Source organism: Floridaenema evergladense BLCC-F167, from assembly GCF_041929205.2.
GTDB classification, from domain to species: Bacteria; Cyanobacteriota; Cyanobacteriia; order Cyanobacteriales; family Aerosakkonemataceae; genus Floridanema; species Floridanema evergladense.
Genome location: NZ_CM171625.1, coordinates 3,870,054 through 3,884,895, shown reverse-complemented (window position 1 = coordinate 3,884,895; position 14,842 = coordinate 3,870,054). Strand labels below are relative to the sequence as shown.

Annotated in this window: 14 protein-coding genes; 3 read left to right on the top strand and 11 right to left on the bottom strand. The window is 37.7% G+C overall.

Annotated elements, in window-relative coordinates:
* Positions 1-53: 53 nt before the first annotated feature.
* From ACE1CA_RS18930 to ACE1CA_RS18895, 8 genes are all read right to left on the bottom strand, one after another.
* Positions 54-1,424, bottom strand: coding sequence for a diguanylate cyclase domain-containing protein (locus ACE1CA_RS18930; protein WP_413279937.1), 1,371 nt, complete (start codon positions 1,422-1,424; stop codon positions 54-56).
* Positions 1,414-4,221, bottom strand: a complete 2,808-nt coding sequence (locus ACE1CA_RS18925; protein ID WP_413279938.1) for a hybrid sensor histidine kinase/response regulator — start codon at positions 4,219-4,221, stop codon at positions 1,414-1,416. The genes ACE1CA_RS18930 and ACE1CA_RS18925 overlap by 11 nt, the downstream gene beginning before the upstream one ends.
* On the bottom strand, positions 4,199-6,856 hold the full coding sequence (locus ACE1CA_RS18920) for a hybrid sensor histidine kinase/response regulator (protein ID WP_413279939.1): 2,658 nt from the start codon (positions 6,854-6,856) through the stop codon (positions 4,199-4,201). The genes ACE1CA_RS18925 and ACE1CA_RS18920 overlap by 23 nt, the downstream gene beginning before the upstream one ends.
* 42 nt (positions 6,857-6,898) lie before the next feature.
* Positions 6,899-8,152 (bottom strand): urea ABC transporter substrate-binding protein, encoded by a 1,254-nt coding sequence (locus ACE1CA_RS18915; protein ID WP_413279940.1) that lies wholly within the window; start codon positions 8,150-8,152, stop codon positions 6,899-6,901.
* Positions 8,153-8,259: 107 nt separating this feature from the next.
* Positions 8,260-8,799: a hypothetical protein gene (locus ACE1CA_RS18910; protein WP_413279941.1), complete on the bottom strand. Its 540-nt coding sequence runs from the start codon at positions 8,797-8,799 to the stop codon at positions 8,260-8,262.
* Positions 8,800-9,116: 317 nt separating this feature from the next.
* Positions 9,117-9,641 carry a hypothetical protein gene (locus ACE1CA_RS18905; protein ID WP_413279942.1) on the bottom strand — a complete coding sequence of 175 codons (525 nt, stop codon included), beginning with the start codon at positions 9,639-9,641 and terminating at the stop codon, positions 9,117-9,119.
* A 22-nt stretch (positions 9,642-9,663) separates the two neighbouring features.
* A complete protein-coding gene (locus ACE1CA_RS18900) occupies positions 9,664-10,098 on the bottom strand; it encodes a hypothetical protein (RefSeq protein ID WP_413279943.1) in 435 nt (144 codons plus the stop codon).
* An 86-nt stretch (positions 10,099-10,184) separates the two neighbouring features.
* Positions 10,185-10,373, bottom strand: coding sequence for a CsbD family protein (locus ACE1CA_RS18895; RefSeq protein ID WP_413279944.1), 189 nt, complete (start codon positions 10,371-10,373; stop codon positions 10,185-10,187).
* A gap of 238 nt (positions 10,374-10,611) precedes the next feature.
* Here ACE1CA_RS18895 and uvrB point away from each other — a divergent pair, with 238 nt between their 5' ends.
* A complete protein-coding gene (gene uvrB / locus ACE1CA_RS18890) occupies positions 10,612-12,609 on the top strand; it encodes an excinuclease ABC subunit UvrB (protein ID WP_413279945.1) in 1,998 nt (665 codons plus the stop codon).
* 63 nt (positions 12,610-12,672) lie between these two features.
* Here uvrB and ACE1CA_RS18885 read toward each other — a convergent pair whose 3' ends face one another.
* From ACE1CA_RS18885 to ACE1CA_RS18875, 3 genes are all read right to left on the bottom strand, one after another.
* Positions 12,673-13,101, bottom strand: coding sequence for a hypothetical protein (locus ACE1CA_RS18885; RefSeq protein ID WP_413279946.1), 429 nt, complete (start codon positions 13,099-13,101; stop codon positions 12,673-12,675).
* Between the two features lie 4 nt (positions 13,102-13,105).
* Positions 13,106-13,444: a hypothetical protein gene (locus tag ACE1CA_RS18880; protein ID WP_413279947.1), complete on the bottom strand. Its 339-nt coding sequence runs from the start codon at positions 13,442-13,444 to the stop codon at positions 13,106-13,108.
* A 61-nt stretch (positions 13,445-13,505) separates the two neighbouring features.
* The gene (locus ACE1CA_RS18875) at positions 13,506-13,859 is read right to left on the bottom strand and encodes a hypothetical protein (protein WP_413279948.1); all 354 of its coding nucleotides are present in this window, start codon (positions 13,857-13,859) and stop codon (positions 13,506-13,508) included.
* Between the two features lie 159 nt (positions 13,860-14,018).
* Between ACE1CA_RS18875 and ACE1CA_RS18870 the strand changes: the two genes are divergently transcribed.
* Entirely contained in the window at positions 14,019-14,513 is a 495-nt protein-coding gene (locus tag ACE1CA_RS18870; RefSeq protein WP_413279949.1) for a helix-turn-helix transcriptional regulator, read from the top strand.
* 42 nt (positions 14,514-14,555) lie between these two features.
* Positions 14,556-14,840 (top strand): DUF433 domain-containing protein, encoded by a 285-nt coding sequence (locus ACE1CA_RS18865; protein ID WP_413279950.1) that lies wholly within the window; start codon positions 14,556-14,558, stop codon positions 14,838-14,840.
* Positions 14,841-14,842 lie beyond the last annotated feature (2 nt).

The window sequence follows — 14,842 nt, the reverse complement described above, 5'->3', positions numbered from 1 at the left end:
TCTTACTGTTGGATTAACTAATAAGAGGAATTTTTGACAGGATCTAATCAAATTTAGGAATTTATACTGAAGCGATCGCGTCCCTCTTCTTTAGCTTTATATAAAGCTTTATCTGCATTACCTATTAGTATGTCTGGTTGCATTTCCAAATTGGGTATAAATGAAGAAATACCCAAACTAACTGTAACAATTTTCTTCACGTTTGATTGTGCATGGGGAATTGCCAAATCATTAATTGCTTGCTGAATCTTTTGTGCTACCTGAATCCCTCCTTGTAAACTTGTATTTGGCAAAAGTATAGCAAATTCTTCACCACCATAACGGGCAACTAAATCTGCTGGACGACGAACTATTTTTTGTAATGTTTGGGCTATTTTCAATAGACAATCGTCACCTGCAAGATGCCCATAGTAATCGTTATACAATTTGAATTTATCAACATCTAATAAAATCAGTGTCAAAGGTTGGTTTTCTCTAGCGAGGCGTTTCCATTCTGCTTGCAGTCGTTCACTAAAACCGCGTCGGTTAGCTATGTGAGTTAAACCATCCTGATTCGCCAGTTCTTGTAATTTTTGATTGGCTTCTTGGAGAGCCAATTCTATGTTTTTACGTTCCGTAATATCCCGGATAGTAATCGCAAAACCATCGCCTAATTTTACGGCTATAAAGTGATACCAACAAGAGTCTCCTGATTCATAGTAAAAGTCCCGTTCTAGAGGGTTGCCTGTTTCGACAACTTTAACTAAACTATTAAATATTTCTGGCTGTATAATTTTCAACAATTTTTTTAGCATTAATTTGCCAATCATCTCTTCACGGGTGCGTTGAAAAGCTCTGGCAATTACCGGGTTAACAACTAAACAACGAAAATCTTTAATATCTCCGGTTTCAGGATTACGAACAGCTTGCATTGCGGCAATGCCATCGAGCGAACTATTCAAAACACTAGCAAGTAAAGCTCTCGATTGATAAAGTACTTCTTCTGCTTCTTTGCGTTTAATATTTTCTTGTTCTAAAAGTCTTTGCTGACGTTGAATAGTTAACTGATTTTCCAGACGTGCTACGACTTCTTCAATTTGAAATGGTTTGGTGATGTAGTCTATCGCCCCTAAATTAAAGGCGGTTACTTTATCGAAAACGTCATCTAATGCACTGATGAAAATTACGGGAATGCTGCGTAAATTCTCATCGGCTTTGAGAATTCTACAGACTTCATAACCATCCATTTCTGGCATTTTGATATCTAAAAGTATAATATCTGGAGGCTTCACTTTGACGGTTTTTAGTGCCATCCGCCCACTGGTGACACTGCGAACAGTGAAGCCAAGTTTGAGGAGTGCTTCGCTTAGTAATTGTAGATTTTCTAACAGATCGTCTACTATCAGAATATTACCTTTATTTTGGTTTTCAGAATCAGGATTCATCGGTTATTAGGGGTGCAACTAAATTAACTATATGCTCAAATTCAAATTCACGGGTAAGTTTTGTCAGTGATTGTATTAATTTAATTTCTGTTTGGGGAATTTGTTGTACTAGTTGTAAAACTTGATTGGTATCGGCTTCAAGTGCGGCTTCATATATTTGATTAATCCATTCTTGAGGCATACAAGTTAGTTGTGTTGAGGTTAATACTGTTTCAATGAATTTTTCTGAAGTTGACAATGCGGTTTCAGCATAGATATATTTGACTCCTAAATGTTTGGCTAAAGTGTCAAAAATAGTGTATTCCATAAAGGGTTTGCGAACAAAGTCATCGCAGCCAGCGGAAAGGACGATCGCTCTTTCTTCTTCTAAAACACTAGCAGTTAAAGCAATCACCGCAGTTGCATTGCCTTTGGTGGTGGATTTAATCTGTTTTGTGGCTTCGTAACCGTCCATCACAGGCATTCTCATGTCCATGAAAATTAAGTGAGGTTCCCATTCATCCCAGATGGCGATCGCTTCTTTACCATTACTCGCTTCTTTGAGTTCAAATCCCAAAGGAGAGAGCAACTTAATTAATAATTGACGATTAATTACTTTATCATCTACTGTGAGAATTTTATAGGTTGATTGATGGGGTACAAGTCCGAGAACTTTGGGATGTTCTTCTGTAGGATTGCTAACGGTTTGTTGTGCGAGTTTTGCTTGAATATAGAATGAAAAAGTTGTACCTTTTCCTAATTCACTTTCCACTGTAATATCTCCGCCCATGAGTTGCACAAATTTGCGGCTAATTGCTAAACCTAAACCTGTTCCTTCTTGCATTTCCTTTCCGGCTTGCGCTTGGCTAAAAGCATCAAATAGTTTGGGTAATTCCCCAGGTGCAATTCCCACTCCGGTATCCCGAATTCGGAAATGGAGATGAAACACATCTGCGGTTTCTCGATCTCCCAGAAAAACATTGAGATTAACTTGACCAACCTTGGTAAATTTGATGGCATTACTAAGTAAATTAATTAACACCTGGCGGAGTTTTATTTCATCTGTGCAGATATAGCGGGGAACATTTTCTGTGCGCTGAAAACTCAAGTTTAAGCCTGCATTAGTGGCGCGTAAATGCAGCATATCTTCTAAATCATCGAGTAAGCAATGGAGATCGAAATCGTAAGGATTGAGCGTAGTTTTGCCAGCTTCAATTTTAGATAAGTCAAGGATATTATTAATTAATGTGAGTAAATATTCCCCACTATGATAGATAATTCCGGCATTTTCGGATTGGTCAATGGGAATATTTTTTGCTCTCAACATTAATTGAGAAAAACCGAGAATTGCATTTAATGGCGATCGCAATTCGTGACTCATGTTAGAAATAAAAGTACTTTTCGCTTGATTGGCTACCTCGGCTTTTTCTTTGGCAATAACTAACTCAGCCGTGCGTTCTTTTACCCGCTGTTCTAAGGTGTCAAAAGATGTTTGTAATTGACTAGCCATACTATTAAATGAACGAGCTAGACTAGCGACTTCTGCAATATTTTGAACTTCTGCGATCGCTACTGTCTCAGATTCCTGCCACTTACCAATTGCTAAAGCTTGACTGGCGCGATTTAAGCGCTGAATTGGATTACTAATCCAACGAGCAGTGAGAATCCCAATACCTGTGGCAATCAGCAGAGTAATTATGGAAAGTAAAACTGTTAATCTGGCATTGGCGTGAATTTCTGCCATCAAGTCAGAATCGGGAATTACTGTTACCAATAACCAATCTAAACCGTATCGATCGCGATAAGGTTCAATGTGAGTAAACAGAGTTTTCCTGTCAAATGGAACTTGGAAGTTAACCGCTGTTTGAATTTGGTGAAGAGCGCTATATTTCGCTTGCAATTTGTTGGCGATCGCTCTTGTCCAAGCATCCTGACTTTTGCTAATGGGTAAGCGAGTTGGATCTCCCCCTTTCGGTTTCAAAAATGGGGTTTCTAAGGTTGATGTGGCTACTATATTGCCAGCGCGATCGATGATAAATGCTTTTCCTGAAGGAGAGAATTTCAGATTATTTAAAAATACCCCAATCTCATCTAATGTAATGCCAGAGTTGAAAACACCCTGAAGTTTTTGGGTACGATCGTAAACTGGAATTACCGCGTGAATACCTAATGCTGGTAACGCTATTCGATAAACAAAAATTGGCGACCAAGATTGTTTTTTAGCTGTTTTTGCTGTAGTATACCAAATTCTTTCTCGAACATTAATTGGAGTCGTCAGAGCTAATCTCTTAGGTCTGCCTTGATTGTCAACTAAATAATATTTACGTTTGGTGACATCTGGAAGCCGGATTCCAAAAAAACATATTGTACCTACCTCAACTTTTTCTCCCGCAATCTTACTGGCTACTTTCGCTAACTTCTTGTTGGAAAGGCGGAAGTAACCTACCTGTTCTCCCTGTTCGTTAACAAATGTAGTTTCTGTTAGGAACGGAGATAAATTTATTTGTTGCCAGAGATAGTTTCTTGTTTGCTCTAAGTCCTTAAGGTTGAGAATACCTTCTTGGAAAGCTTGATTATTAATTGTTAATGGTTGCTGGTGAGTTTGTAATAAGACATCCAGATGTTCCTGTACTCGTTTTGCTGCTTGACTCATCACCTGATTTGCCAAGTTTTCTACTGCCGTTTGTCCGCTACGATAGGAAAGATAACCAACCAATCCTACTGCTGTAATAATTGGCGAAACAAAGAGGACAATTAGCACTAATCTTAGGGAGATTTGGCGAGATTTTAGGGGTTTATTGGTGCGATCGCTCATCATAAAGTATCAATGGTTCGGCTAGGTCAATCAATTGTTCAAATTTAAATTTACGAGCAATTTTTGTCAGCGATTGGATGAGAAAACTGTTACTTTCAGGAATTTTTTCTATCAGTTTTATGACTTCATTGGTGTTAGCTTCGAGTGCGGCTTCATAAAGTTGAGTAATCCATTCTTGAGACATACAAGTTAGTTGTGTGGATGTTAATACTGTTTCGGTTAACTCTTTTGCTGACGCTTGTTTGGTGTCTGCATAGATAAATTTGACTCCTAAATGTTTGGCTAAAGTGTCAAAAATAGTGTATTCCATAAAGGGTTTGCGAACAAAGTCATCGCAGCCAGCGGAAAGGACGATCGCTCTCTCTTCTTCTAAAGCACTTGCGGTAAAAGCAATTACCGCAGTTGCATTACCTTTAGTGGTGGATTTTATCTGTTTTGTGGCTTCATAACCATCCATAATTGGCATTCTCATGTCCATGAATATTAAATGAGGTTCCCATTCATTCCAAATGGCGATCGCTTCCATTCCATTACTAGCTTCTTTGAGTTCAAATCCCAAAGGAGCGAGCAGTTTAATTAATAATTGGCGATTAATTACTTTATCATCTACTATAAGAATTTTATAGGTTGATTGATTGGGTGCGAGCCCTAAAACTTTGGGTTGTTCTTCGAGCGGATTAGTAACTGCTTGTTGACTCAGTTTGGCTTGAATATAAAATTGGAAAGTTGTGCCTTTTCCTAATTCGCTTTCGACGGTAATATCTCCACCCATTAGTTGGATAAATTTGTGACTTATTGCTAAACCTAAGCCTGTTCCTTCTTGCATTTCTTTTCCAGCTTGTGCTTGAGTGAAAGCATCAAATAGTTTGGGTAGTTCCGCAGGTGCAATTCCGACTCCGGTATCCCGAATTTGGAAATGGAGATTAAACACATCTATAGCTTCCTGCTCTCCGGCAAAAACACTGAGAACAATTTCACCAACCTCGGTAAATTTGATGGCATTGCTGAGTAAATTAATTAAAACTTGCCGCAGTTTTATTTCATCTGTGCAGATATAGCGGGGAACATTTTCTGTGCGTTCAAAGCGCAACTTTAAGCCAGCATTACTAGCACGTAAATGCAGCATATCTTCTAAATCATCGAGCAAACGATGCAGGTCAAAATCTTTTGGATTGAGGGTAGTTTTCCCGGCTTCAATTTTGGAAAGGTCGAGAATATTATTAATTAGAGTTAGCAAGTATTCTCCACTGTGATAAATGATTCCGGCATTTTCGTATTGTTCAGATGGCAGATTTTTGGTGCGTAACATTAGTTGGGAAAAACCAAGAATTGCATTTAATGGCGATCGCAATTCGTGACTCATGTTAGAAATAAAAGTACTTTTCGCTTGATTCGCTACTTCGGCTTTTTCTTTGGCAATGACTAATTCAGCGGTGCGTTCTTTTACCCGCTGTTCTAATGTGTCAAAAGATGTTTGTAACTCTTTTGCCATGCGCTTAAAAGATTCTGCTAAAGTTGCCAATTCATAAATCCCATTGTGGATAAAATCGGGTGTTTGTTTACTCAGATTACCTTGAGCAAATTCTTGGACAATTTCCGTAAGCTTAACCACAGGTTTGGAAATTGATTTGGCAACTAAAATAGCTGCTAAAATTACCGCTATAATTGTGATTATACATAAAATAACTACAATATTTTTCAAAGTTTTAAGAGAATTAAAAGCTTCTTCAGTATCCATTTTGACTAGCAATCCAGCATTCAAAGATGGCAAATATCTCCAAGCAGAAATAGTTTCTTTTTGACGATAATCAGTAGTTATAGCAATGCCTTTAATCCCATAAACTGCTTGAGCGAGGGGTTCTAAATTTTGCTCGTTAATACTTACAACTCTTTGAAAAGCTGCTTTCTGATCGTGTCGAGTTGGGGAGAGAAAAACTATGTGTTTATTGACTAAAGAACCGACTATTGTTTCTCCTGTTTTACCTAAACCGTTATAATCATTTACTACTTGATTAAATTCTTGATTGTTCAGTTGTAGTATTACCACACCAATAATCAAATTACCTTTAAAAACTGGCGCAGCAATAAAAGCTGCGGGTTCCTTGGTGGTGCGATCGAAACTAAAATTAGAAATTTGCACTTGCATCAAAGTTTTGGCGCGATCGAACACTTTAGCTATTTCGTAATTTTTCTCAGTCTTGTTTTTATAGCTCAAATTTTTGCCGCGCTTCACTGAAAAAACTATATCGCCATGTTCCGACAATAAAAGAATATCAGAATAGCCAAATATATCCAGATAATTACTTAAAAATTTTCGATACTGGCGATCGATTTGGTGATATTTATCAGAGTCGATTTGTGAGTTGTGTAAAACTTTTTGATATTCTTCGATCGCATTCACAATATTAGGTATTTGGGAAATCGTAATTGCATTTTTCTGCCTTTCATTAATATAATTATTGAGACGATTAGCTTTACTATCAGCAATTGAACCTAAATTATTATTAACCTCTTTTCTTAAAGAACTGCTAGCAATATAATATGTCATAAACGTAACAAGACTGAGGGGCAATAGCGCAATTACTAAAAACCACAAGAGTAAATTATTGACAATTTTATTAGTTCTTGATTGTTGCATAATCTCAATGTTGCCAAGCATCAACTGACATTATTACTTAAATTAACTAGGATTAGCCCAATTTTTTCTCCAACCTAGATAAAGAGATTTAAGAAATGTTTCCCATTCAGTTTTAGAACGGGATATAGGATATGGCAAAGGCGGAATTGGTTTATCTGAATTCCAGACAATTTTAAATTGCCCATCTGCTTTTATTTTACCTACTCTAACAGTTTTCCAAGTATGTTGATTATTCGCATCTATATAAACAATACCTTCTGGGGCTTTAAAACTTTGCTCTTTGATATACTTGCGAATAGTGTTAACATTGTCTTCACCTCCATCTCTAACCGCTTGCGCCCATAAATAAACACCATAGTATGCTGCTTCCATTGGATCGGAAGTAACTCGATTTTTACCATATTTTTGTTTAAAATTTTTGACAAATCTTTGATTCGTTTTATCCTCAATACTTTGGAAGTAATTCCAAACTGCATAATCACCAACTACATATTGTTTAGGTAAATAACTTAATTCTTGTTCGGCAAAACTAAAAGAAATTGTGGGAATTTTATTAGGAGTAATCCCTGCTTTTCTCAATTTTTCAAAAAAAGCTATATTACTATCTCCATTGATGGTATTCAAGATCGCATCAGGTTGGGTATTTACAATTTTTTGGATCGTATTTTCCACATTTTTTCTGCCAGGTATTATATACTCTTCACCAAGAATTTTACCTTGTAAAGCAGTTACTTGATCCTTAATAATTGCATTGGCTGTGTGCGGAAAAACGGTATCAGATCCTACTAAGAAAAACCGTTTACCTAACGTATCAATAGCCCACTTAACACCAGGAATAATTTGTTGGTTTGGTGCTGCACCTGTATAAATTATGTTAGGTGATTGTTCTAACCCTTCATACTGGACAGGATAAATGAGCAAATGATTATATTTTTCAAAGATAGGTTTGACTGTTTTCCGGCTAGCAGAAGTCCAACAGCCAAATACAGTCACAACTTTTTCTTTGGTAATTAATCGTTCAGCTTGTTTAGCAAATACTTGACTATTTGATTTACCATCAACAATAATTGGCTGAATTTTTTTACCTAAAACTCCGCCTTTTTGATTAATTTCCTCAATGGCAAGTAAGCTAGCATCAACAACGGATTTTTCACTAATTGCCATTGTGCCAGTTAAGGAATGTAAAATGCCAACTTTAATAGTTTGATTATGAGCTTGAATTTGATAAGGAATCCATAATGATATTGCTATTCCTAATCCAAAAGCTATGAGGATAAGTAGTTTTTTTTTGTTCATGCTATGGAATTGTCATCAACTTAATAAGTTGGAAGATTAAACTATAAAAAACCCAGTTTCGGGGTGAAACCGGGAGCAATCTAAAAGAGAGGATGTTAGGTTGCAATCTAATCGATATAACCCATAAGATTGCCAGCATCCTGATCTTCATTGTCTGCAACGGGACGATTTCCAGATAAAAGAATGGTTTCGGAAATGTGCAGATTACTAGCCATAATAGGACGCATTCCAGAAGAGTTCATCATTTCTGCAACTTTCAAAGTGCTAACGCCAATAGGACGCATTCCAGAGGAGTTCATCATTTCTGCAACTTGAAAATCACTGATGCCAACGGGACGCATTCCAGAGGAATTGATCATTTCTGCAACTTTTAAATCGCTGGCGGCGATCGGACGAATTCCAGAGGAATTGATAGTTTCCTGGACTACTAACCCAGGTGCAGAAATTGGACGGGTGGTAATAGCAGCTGACTCTTGATTTTTTCCAGCAACCGCTAGTTTGGTTGAAGTTTCTGATTCCATATTTGGGGTTTCACCTTCTTTTGGCTCTGTCGTTGTTTTTTTCCCGTTGACTTTAGGAGTTTTTTCGCTCTCGCTGCCCTCGGTCTTGCCATTATCATTTGTTTTGGCTGTACTGGTAGCGCTCATAACCTAACTCCTCTAAATTATTAAGGGACTTTGCTTATATTGGGGGAAAATCTAAACCACAGGTTTTTACTTTTGATCTGAGTTTACTTCAAAAAATATTATAAAGCTATAAATATCTTTAATTGTGAAGTATAAATAAATTTATATATGTGAATTTATGTTAATTAAAATCCGGCGACTGAAGTCGTGGCTACACAAACAAAGTCCGCCTTCGCGGACTGCACGATCGAAGAAACAAAAAAGGCGACCTAGTTGTTGCCAGATCGTCTTGATCCCTCTTGTTCTTGCTCTCAAACGAGTACAGGTGGCGAAGAGTTTTAGGAACGGCGATCGCTCAACCACTTAGCGGCGACGATACCGAGTACGCCAACAACTAAGGGGTTGCTGAGGAATTTCATGATTCCGGGTTTTTCGGCTAAAACGTCACGGAAAATATCAGGGTGAGAGTGATAAGCGAAAGAAGCTAATTTGGCAACGTCGTCTGCATTCATGCGACTGGCGTGGTGGGTGGAAAGTGCCAATTGTTGCTCTAAATCTCGATCGCTCAATCCCCGTTCTTTCAACTTTTTGAGAAATTCTTTGGCTACATCGTCGCGTTCGTTGGGTTTAATTTGGGCGATCGCATTTCTTAATTCTGGTTCCAATTGGGTGGGAGGAATGCGATCGTGTTGCAAAGATTGACCGAATAATTGGCGACGTTCATCTACTGTAGAACGTTGAGCAAAATCATCAAAATTTTCGTATTCTCTGGAAGGATCGCTAGGTAAATCCTTCATCGATTCAACGTTACCTTGAGCCAAATCGTTCATAATTTGACGTTTGTATTCATCGCTGCTTGGCATAATTTTTTTCTCCATTTATGATTTACGATTCGTAGCGTATTTGTTGCGATTGCTGATCGTATTTACCAGTCAAAATCAATTTTTTATCTGGTGCGTAAACTAAAACTGTTAAATCCTGATTGGGAAAATTCTGGTGAAAACCTTGAAGTAAAGAACTAGCTAAAGGTCTAACTTCATTCGGTTTAACTTGAGAGGTAATTACCACACCCAATTTATTGTTGTCACGCACATAAGCATCCTTGACTAATCCTTTGCTTTGGCGGACTACCCAATTGCCAAATTGTTGACCGGAAGCTGTCGAACCTCGTTCGATTTGGTTGTAGGGAACACTACTATTTGCAGGTAGTTGAGGTCTTTGTGTAGCTACTGAACTGCCACTACAAGCAGTGGTAATGGTCAGGATTAATGCTAAAGTTAGAGCCGTGAGAATTTGACGGCTTCTTTGTAAAAATTGCAAGGTTTTTCCCTCCTTTCACAGCAGGTTTTTCAATGTTTAAAAAGGTCTAGATGTGATTTTTCCAGACCTTTTTGTTAGGTTAGGTTTTAGGCGCGATCGATTGTTTCTTTCGCTTTATCTTTCAGGTCTTCACCAGCGTGACGAGCTTGTGCTTCAGCTTGTTTTGCTTTACCTTCAGCTTTATCTTCGGGATCGCCAGTTACGTTACCCATTGCTTCTTGTGCTTTGCCTTCTAAGTTTTTGCCTGTGGCTTTTGCTCTATCTTCTAAACTCATGATAACTTCCTCTCTTTTACTGAACTTTTCACAGATTAACTATTAAGCTTCTCTGTTTTTTTTACTACATTTTTAATTTAGGAATAATTCAGCCGATAAACCTCTGACCAAGGGTATATTATTAAGTTGTTAATTCTGATACTCATGGCTTATGCTTTAAGAGGTAGATGTTATAATTTAAGTTTTTAAACCACATTAAGTAGAAGATAAAATAAAAGAGTCACTGTTAAAAAGATTTATGAGCCAATTTAGTCTGCAAGCCAAGTTTCAGCCAAAGGGTGATCAGCCACAGGCGATCGCTGATTTGAGCAAGTATATTTTAGCTGGTAATCGTTACCAAACTTTGCTAGGTGCGACAGGGACGGGAAAAACATTTACCATTGCTTCCACAATTGAAAAGGTGGGAAAACCGACCTTAGTTTTAGCACATAACAAAACTTTAGCAGCGCAATTGTGCAATGAGTTACGAGAATTTTTCCCAGAGAATGCAGTTGAGTATTTTATCAGTTACTACGATTATTATCAACCAGAAGCTTACATTCCGGTTACGGATACTTACATTGAAAAAAGTGCGGCAATTAATGATGAGATTGATATGTTGCGTCACTCAGCAACGAGGTCACTTTTTGAACGCAAAGATGTAATTGTGGTAGCTTCAATTAGCTGCATTTACGGCTTAGGAATTCCTTCAGAATATCTAAAAGCCGCAATTCCTTTTCGCGTTGGAGAGGAAATTAATCAAAGGCAAATTTTGCGAGATTTAGCATCAGTTCAATATAACCGAAACGATACGGAAATTGGCAGGGGACGTTTCCGAGTTCGCGGAGATGTGTTAGAAATTGGCCCAGCTTATGAAGATCGAATTATTCGGGTAGAATTCTTTGGTGATGAAGTTGATGCAATTCGTTATGTTGACCCGGTAACAGGGGAAATTCTGCAAAGTTTAGAAGCGATAAATGTTTATCCGGCGCGTCACTTTGTTACACCTGATGAACAATTGGAAGCTGCTTGTAATGCGATCGAAGATGAATTAAAAGCACAATTAGCCGAATTAGAAAAAGCCGGAAAATTATTAGAAGCGCAAAGATTAGATCAGCGCACTCGCTACGATTTAGAAATGTTGCGAGAAGTAGGATATTGCAACGGCGTAGAAAATTACTCGCGACATTTAGCCGGAAGATTTCCCGGAGAACCGCCAGAATGTTTAATTGATTATTTCCCGAAAGATTGGCTATTAGTAATTGATGAATCTCACGTTACTGTGCCACAAATTCGGGGAATGTATAATGGCGACCAAGCACGAAAAAAGGTGTTAATTGAACATGGTTTTCGCCTTCCCAGTGCGGCAGATAATCGACCTTTGAAAGCCGAAGAATTTTGGCAAAAAGTTAATCAATGCGTGTTTGTTTCTGCAACTCCAGGAAATTGGGAAGTTGAGATTTCCGAAAATCGAATTGTCGAACAAATAATTAGACCAACGGGAGTACTAGATCCTGAAGTTTTTGTCCGTCCAACTGAAGGGCAAATTGATGATTTGTTGGGCGAAATTAAAGACCGAGTGAAGCTGCAAGAACGGGTTTTAGTGACAACTTTAACCAAGCGAATGGCAGAAGATTTGACCGAGTATTTGCAAGAAAGAGGAATTAGAGTTCGTTACTTGCACTCAGAAATTCAATCAATTGAGCGAATTGAAATTTTACAAGATTTGCGAAAAGGTGATTATGATGTTTTGATTGGGGTGAATTTGTTGCGGGAAGGTTTGGATTTACCAGAGGTTTCTTTGGTGGCAATTTTAGATGCAGATAAAGAGGGTTTCTTAAGGGCGGAACGTTCGTTAATTCAAACAATTGGAAGGGCGGCGCGTCACATTCGGGGACAGGCGATTTTGTATGCTGATAATTTAACTGATAGCATGGCAAAAGCGATCGAAGAAACCGAAAGAAGACGCGGAATTCAAATGGCATATAACAAAATGCACAACATTACACCGCAACCAATTATCAAAAAGTCAGGAAATTCGATTTTGGCTTTTTTAGAAGTTTCCCGCAGGTTAAATTCTCAACAGTTAGAAACTGCATATCAACAGTCGGATGATTTATCTTTAGAAGAGGTTCCAGAGTTGATTACGCAGTTAGAAATGCAGATGAAAGATGCAGCGAAAAAGCTAGAGTTTGAGGAGGCGGCTAAATTGCGCGATCGCATCAAACATCTACGCGATAAACTGATTGGGCATTAAAACGTAGGGTGCGTTAGCGCTAGCGTAACGCACCGCACAGCTAGCTAAACTGTTTAAAATTAGTTAAGAAGCCTCAACCATCAGTATTTTTTGGGTGTACAATATTGTTAAAATACCCAAATCTTTAAAATATTCTTTACTGGTTTCTTGAGATTGCTCGCTACTTTTTAATGCTGATATAGCTAGTTCCCAAATCATTTCCTCAATAACTTTCCAGAGTTCTTCAGTAACCAAGTAACATCTAGAGTTTGGATGTAGGAGATTTTTAGCACCTGTACCTAATAATTTTTCAAGCTTTGGCTCGTTAGCACTAATATAGGTACTGATTTCTTCGATGGGTTCAAAAACCAAGCTATAAATAGTTTCGTCAATTTCTGATTTCTCTTTCCCCAGAAGTGCTACTAATGTTCTCAAAATATCCTCATAATTAAACTTTTCGATGGTTTTAACATCAAAGCACTTAATTCGTTGAAAGTGAAGACTTTGCCCCATATTTTTACTTCCTGGCTTGCTTAATGTATGCAACTAATTCCGGTAAGCTATTTACTTTTTCCAAAGCTTCAATCAGCCTATCTACTGAATCACAATCATAATATTGTATATCTACACCAGGACAATCTTCTTTTAGCTTTTCTAAGATTTCTTTGTTACTACTGTCAAGACGATTAACAGGAAATATATAACGAAATCCACTAGGTTGCTGACGTTTCAATAAGTTTTTAGCGTCGCTTGTCCAAATTTTCAGGCTGTTGTTATTGATCGGGCCATCCGTATTTCCGGGGGAAGATTTACACTCATAAATGTACTTTCCCTGTGTATAATGTGTGGGTTCCATTTGATTGCTCTCAATGCTATGTAAAGGTTGCTAAAATTTGGTGGTGTCTGTTCAGAAAAAATTAAGCTGCTTTTCTACGGAAATGAGCCTTAACAGTAAATGTATTACCTGATTTGCTAACTCGACTATGTTGTGAAATAGCAATAATTTCACCATTTAATAATCCTCGAATTAAGTCATCTGCTTTTGTAGACAAAGCTACAAAATCTGTGCAGCGTTCGTTATCTTTTAAATTATCTACGTAATCAACACCGGGTTTCATCCCAAACTGTTGCATTAAATCTTTCATAAGTGATTTAAAAGTTTGATCAATAACTGTCCCTTTTTGAACAGCCTTTAATTCTTTCCAATCTGGTAACATTTCCAGTGCTTGACTTAAAGCTGTTTTAATCCGCTCAATTCCAAATGTTGACATAGATAACCTCTGATTAGTATGTATTAGCTTTGCTTGGTAGTAACTTTTACAACCTTGCCTTATTCGATAATAAGTTAGTTAAACCTCAGCTGTTACTAAGCCTTGGCTGTAAGTTAAGCTAGGATTTGGCTAGGAAAAATTTTCTGAAGAACCTTTGTCATGCCATCTACTAACGAACAATTTACCGAAGCGGCTAACCACTGGGACTTGGAGACGCTATATACAGATTTAGCCTCAGCTAAGGGAAAGCGCCTGACACCCACTGAGAAACTGCACCTGCGGGGCTTGCTTTGCGGTTACAGTCCTGCTGAAATAGCTCAAATACTCCATAAAAGCATTAAGGGTGTTGAAAGCGAAGTATGTACTACTTTATATCCTTATGTAAAAAATCTTTTGGGTAAATGTAATGAAAAAGTAGAAAACTGGCGAAATATTTGCGAATGGCTGGAAGAAGCAGGTTATAAATCCAATTTGTATCTTCAACATCAAGTAAGTGATTCTTTACCTGTAAATACATGGGTAAAGATAGGCAGTATAAGTATTGAGAAAGATAAAATAATGATAATTGGCATCTGCATCCAAAACCAAGCAAACACACAATCCTCACAAACACCAAAGCAAGAGCTAAATTTTGACGATAATCATAACAACTAAATTTTTACGCCTATATTAACTGTATAAGATGAGGCTATTACTATGCAAACTCAGGTAAACATTGGAACATTGATTAGTAGTTCTCCAGAAATACATGGAGGATGCCCTATTATTACCGGAACAGGAGTCACTGTACGGCGAATTGCTGCTGATTATAAAATGGGATTGAGTGCGGAGGAAATTGTTAAAGAAATACCTCATTTAACTCTGGCGCAGGTTTATGCAGCATTAGCTTATTATCATGCTAACCAAGTAGAAATTGACTCTGATTTGGCGTTTCAACAGGCAGAAGCAGAGAGATTAGAAGCTGAATATAAGGCTTTTTAGAA

Bases quoted from the DNA above. Each gene is read 5' to 3' on its own strand.
- ACE1CA_RS18930 (WP_413279937.1), bottom strand. From the start codon at position 1,424: ATGAATCCTGATTCTGAAAACCAAAATAAAGGTAATATTCTGATAGTA.
- ACE1CA_RS18925 (WP_413279938.1), bottom strand. From the start codon at position 4,221: ATGATGAGCGATCGCACCAATAAACCCCTAAAATCTCGCCAAATCTCC.
- ACE1CA_RS18920 (WP_413279939.1), bottom strand. From the start codon at position 6,856: ATGCAACAATCAAGAACTAATAAAATTGTCAATAATTTACTCTTGTGG.
- ACE1CA_RS18915 (WP_413279940.1), bottom strand. From the start codon at position 8,152: ATGAACAAAAAAAAACTACTTATCCTCATAGCTTTTGGATTAGGAATA.
- ACE1CA_RS18910 (WP_413279941.1), bottom strand. From the start codon at position 8,799: ATGAGCGCTACCAGTACAGCCAAAACAAATGATAATGGCAAGACCGAG.
- ACE1CA_RS18905 (WP_413279942.1), bottom strand. From the start codon at position 9,641: ATGCCAAGCAGCGATGAATACAAACGTCAAATTATGAACGATTTGGCT.
- ACE1CA_RS18895 (WP_413279944.1), bottom strand. From the start codon at position 10,373: ATGAGTTTAGAAGATAGAGCAAAAGCCACAGGCAAAAACTTAGAAGGC.
- uvrB (WP_413279945.1), top strand. From the start codon at position 10,612: ATGAGCCAATTTAGTCTGCAAGCCAAGTTTCAGCCAAAGGGTGATCAG.
- ACE1CA_RS18885 (WP_413279946.1), bottom strand. From the start codon at position 13,101: ATGGGGCAAAGTCTTCACTTTCAACGAATTAAGTGCTTTGATGTTAAA.
- ACE1CA_RS18880 (WP_413279947.1), bottom strand. From the start codon at position 13,444: ATGGAACCCACACATTATACACAGGGAAAGTACATTTATGAGTGTAAA.
- ACE1CA_RS18875 (WP_413279948.1), bottom strand. From the start codon at position 13,859: ATGTCAACATTTGGAATTGAGCGGATTAAAACAGCTTTAAGTCAAGCA.
- ACE1CA_RS18870 (WP_413279949.1), top strand. From the start codon at position 14,019: ATGCCATCTACTAACGAACAATTTACCGAAGCGGCTAACCACTGGGAC.
- ACE1CA_RS18865 (WP_413279950.1), top strand. From the start codon at position 14,556: ATGCAAACTCAGGTAAACATTGGAACATTGATTAGTAGTTCTCCAGAA.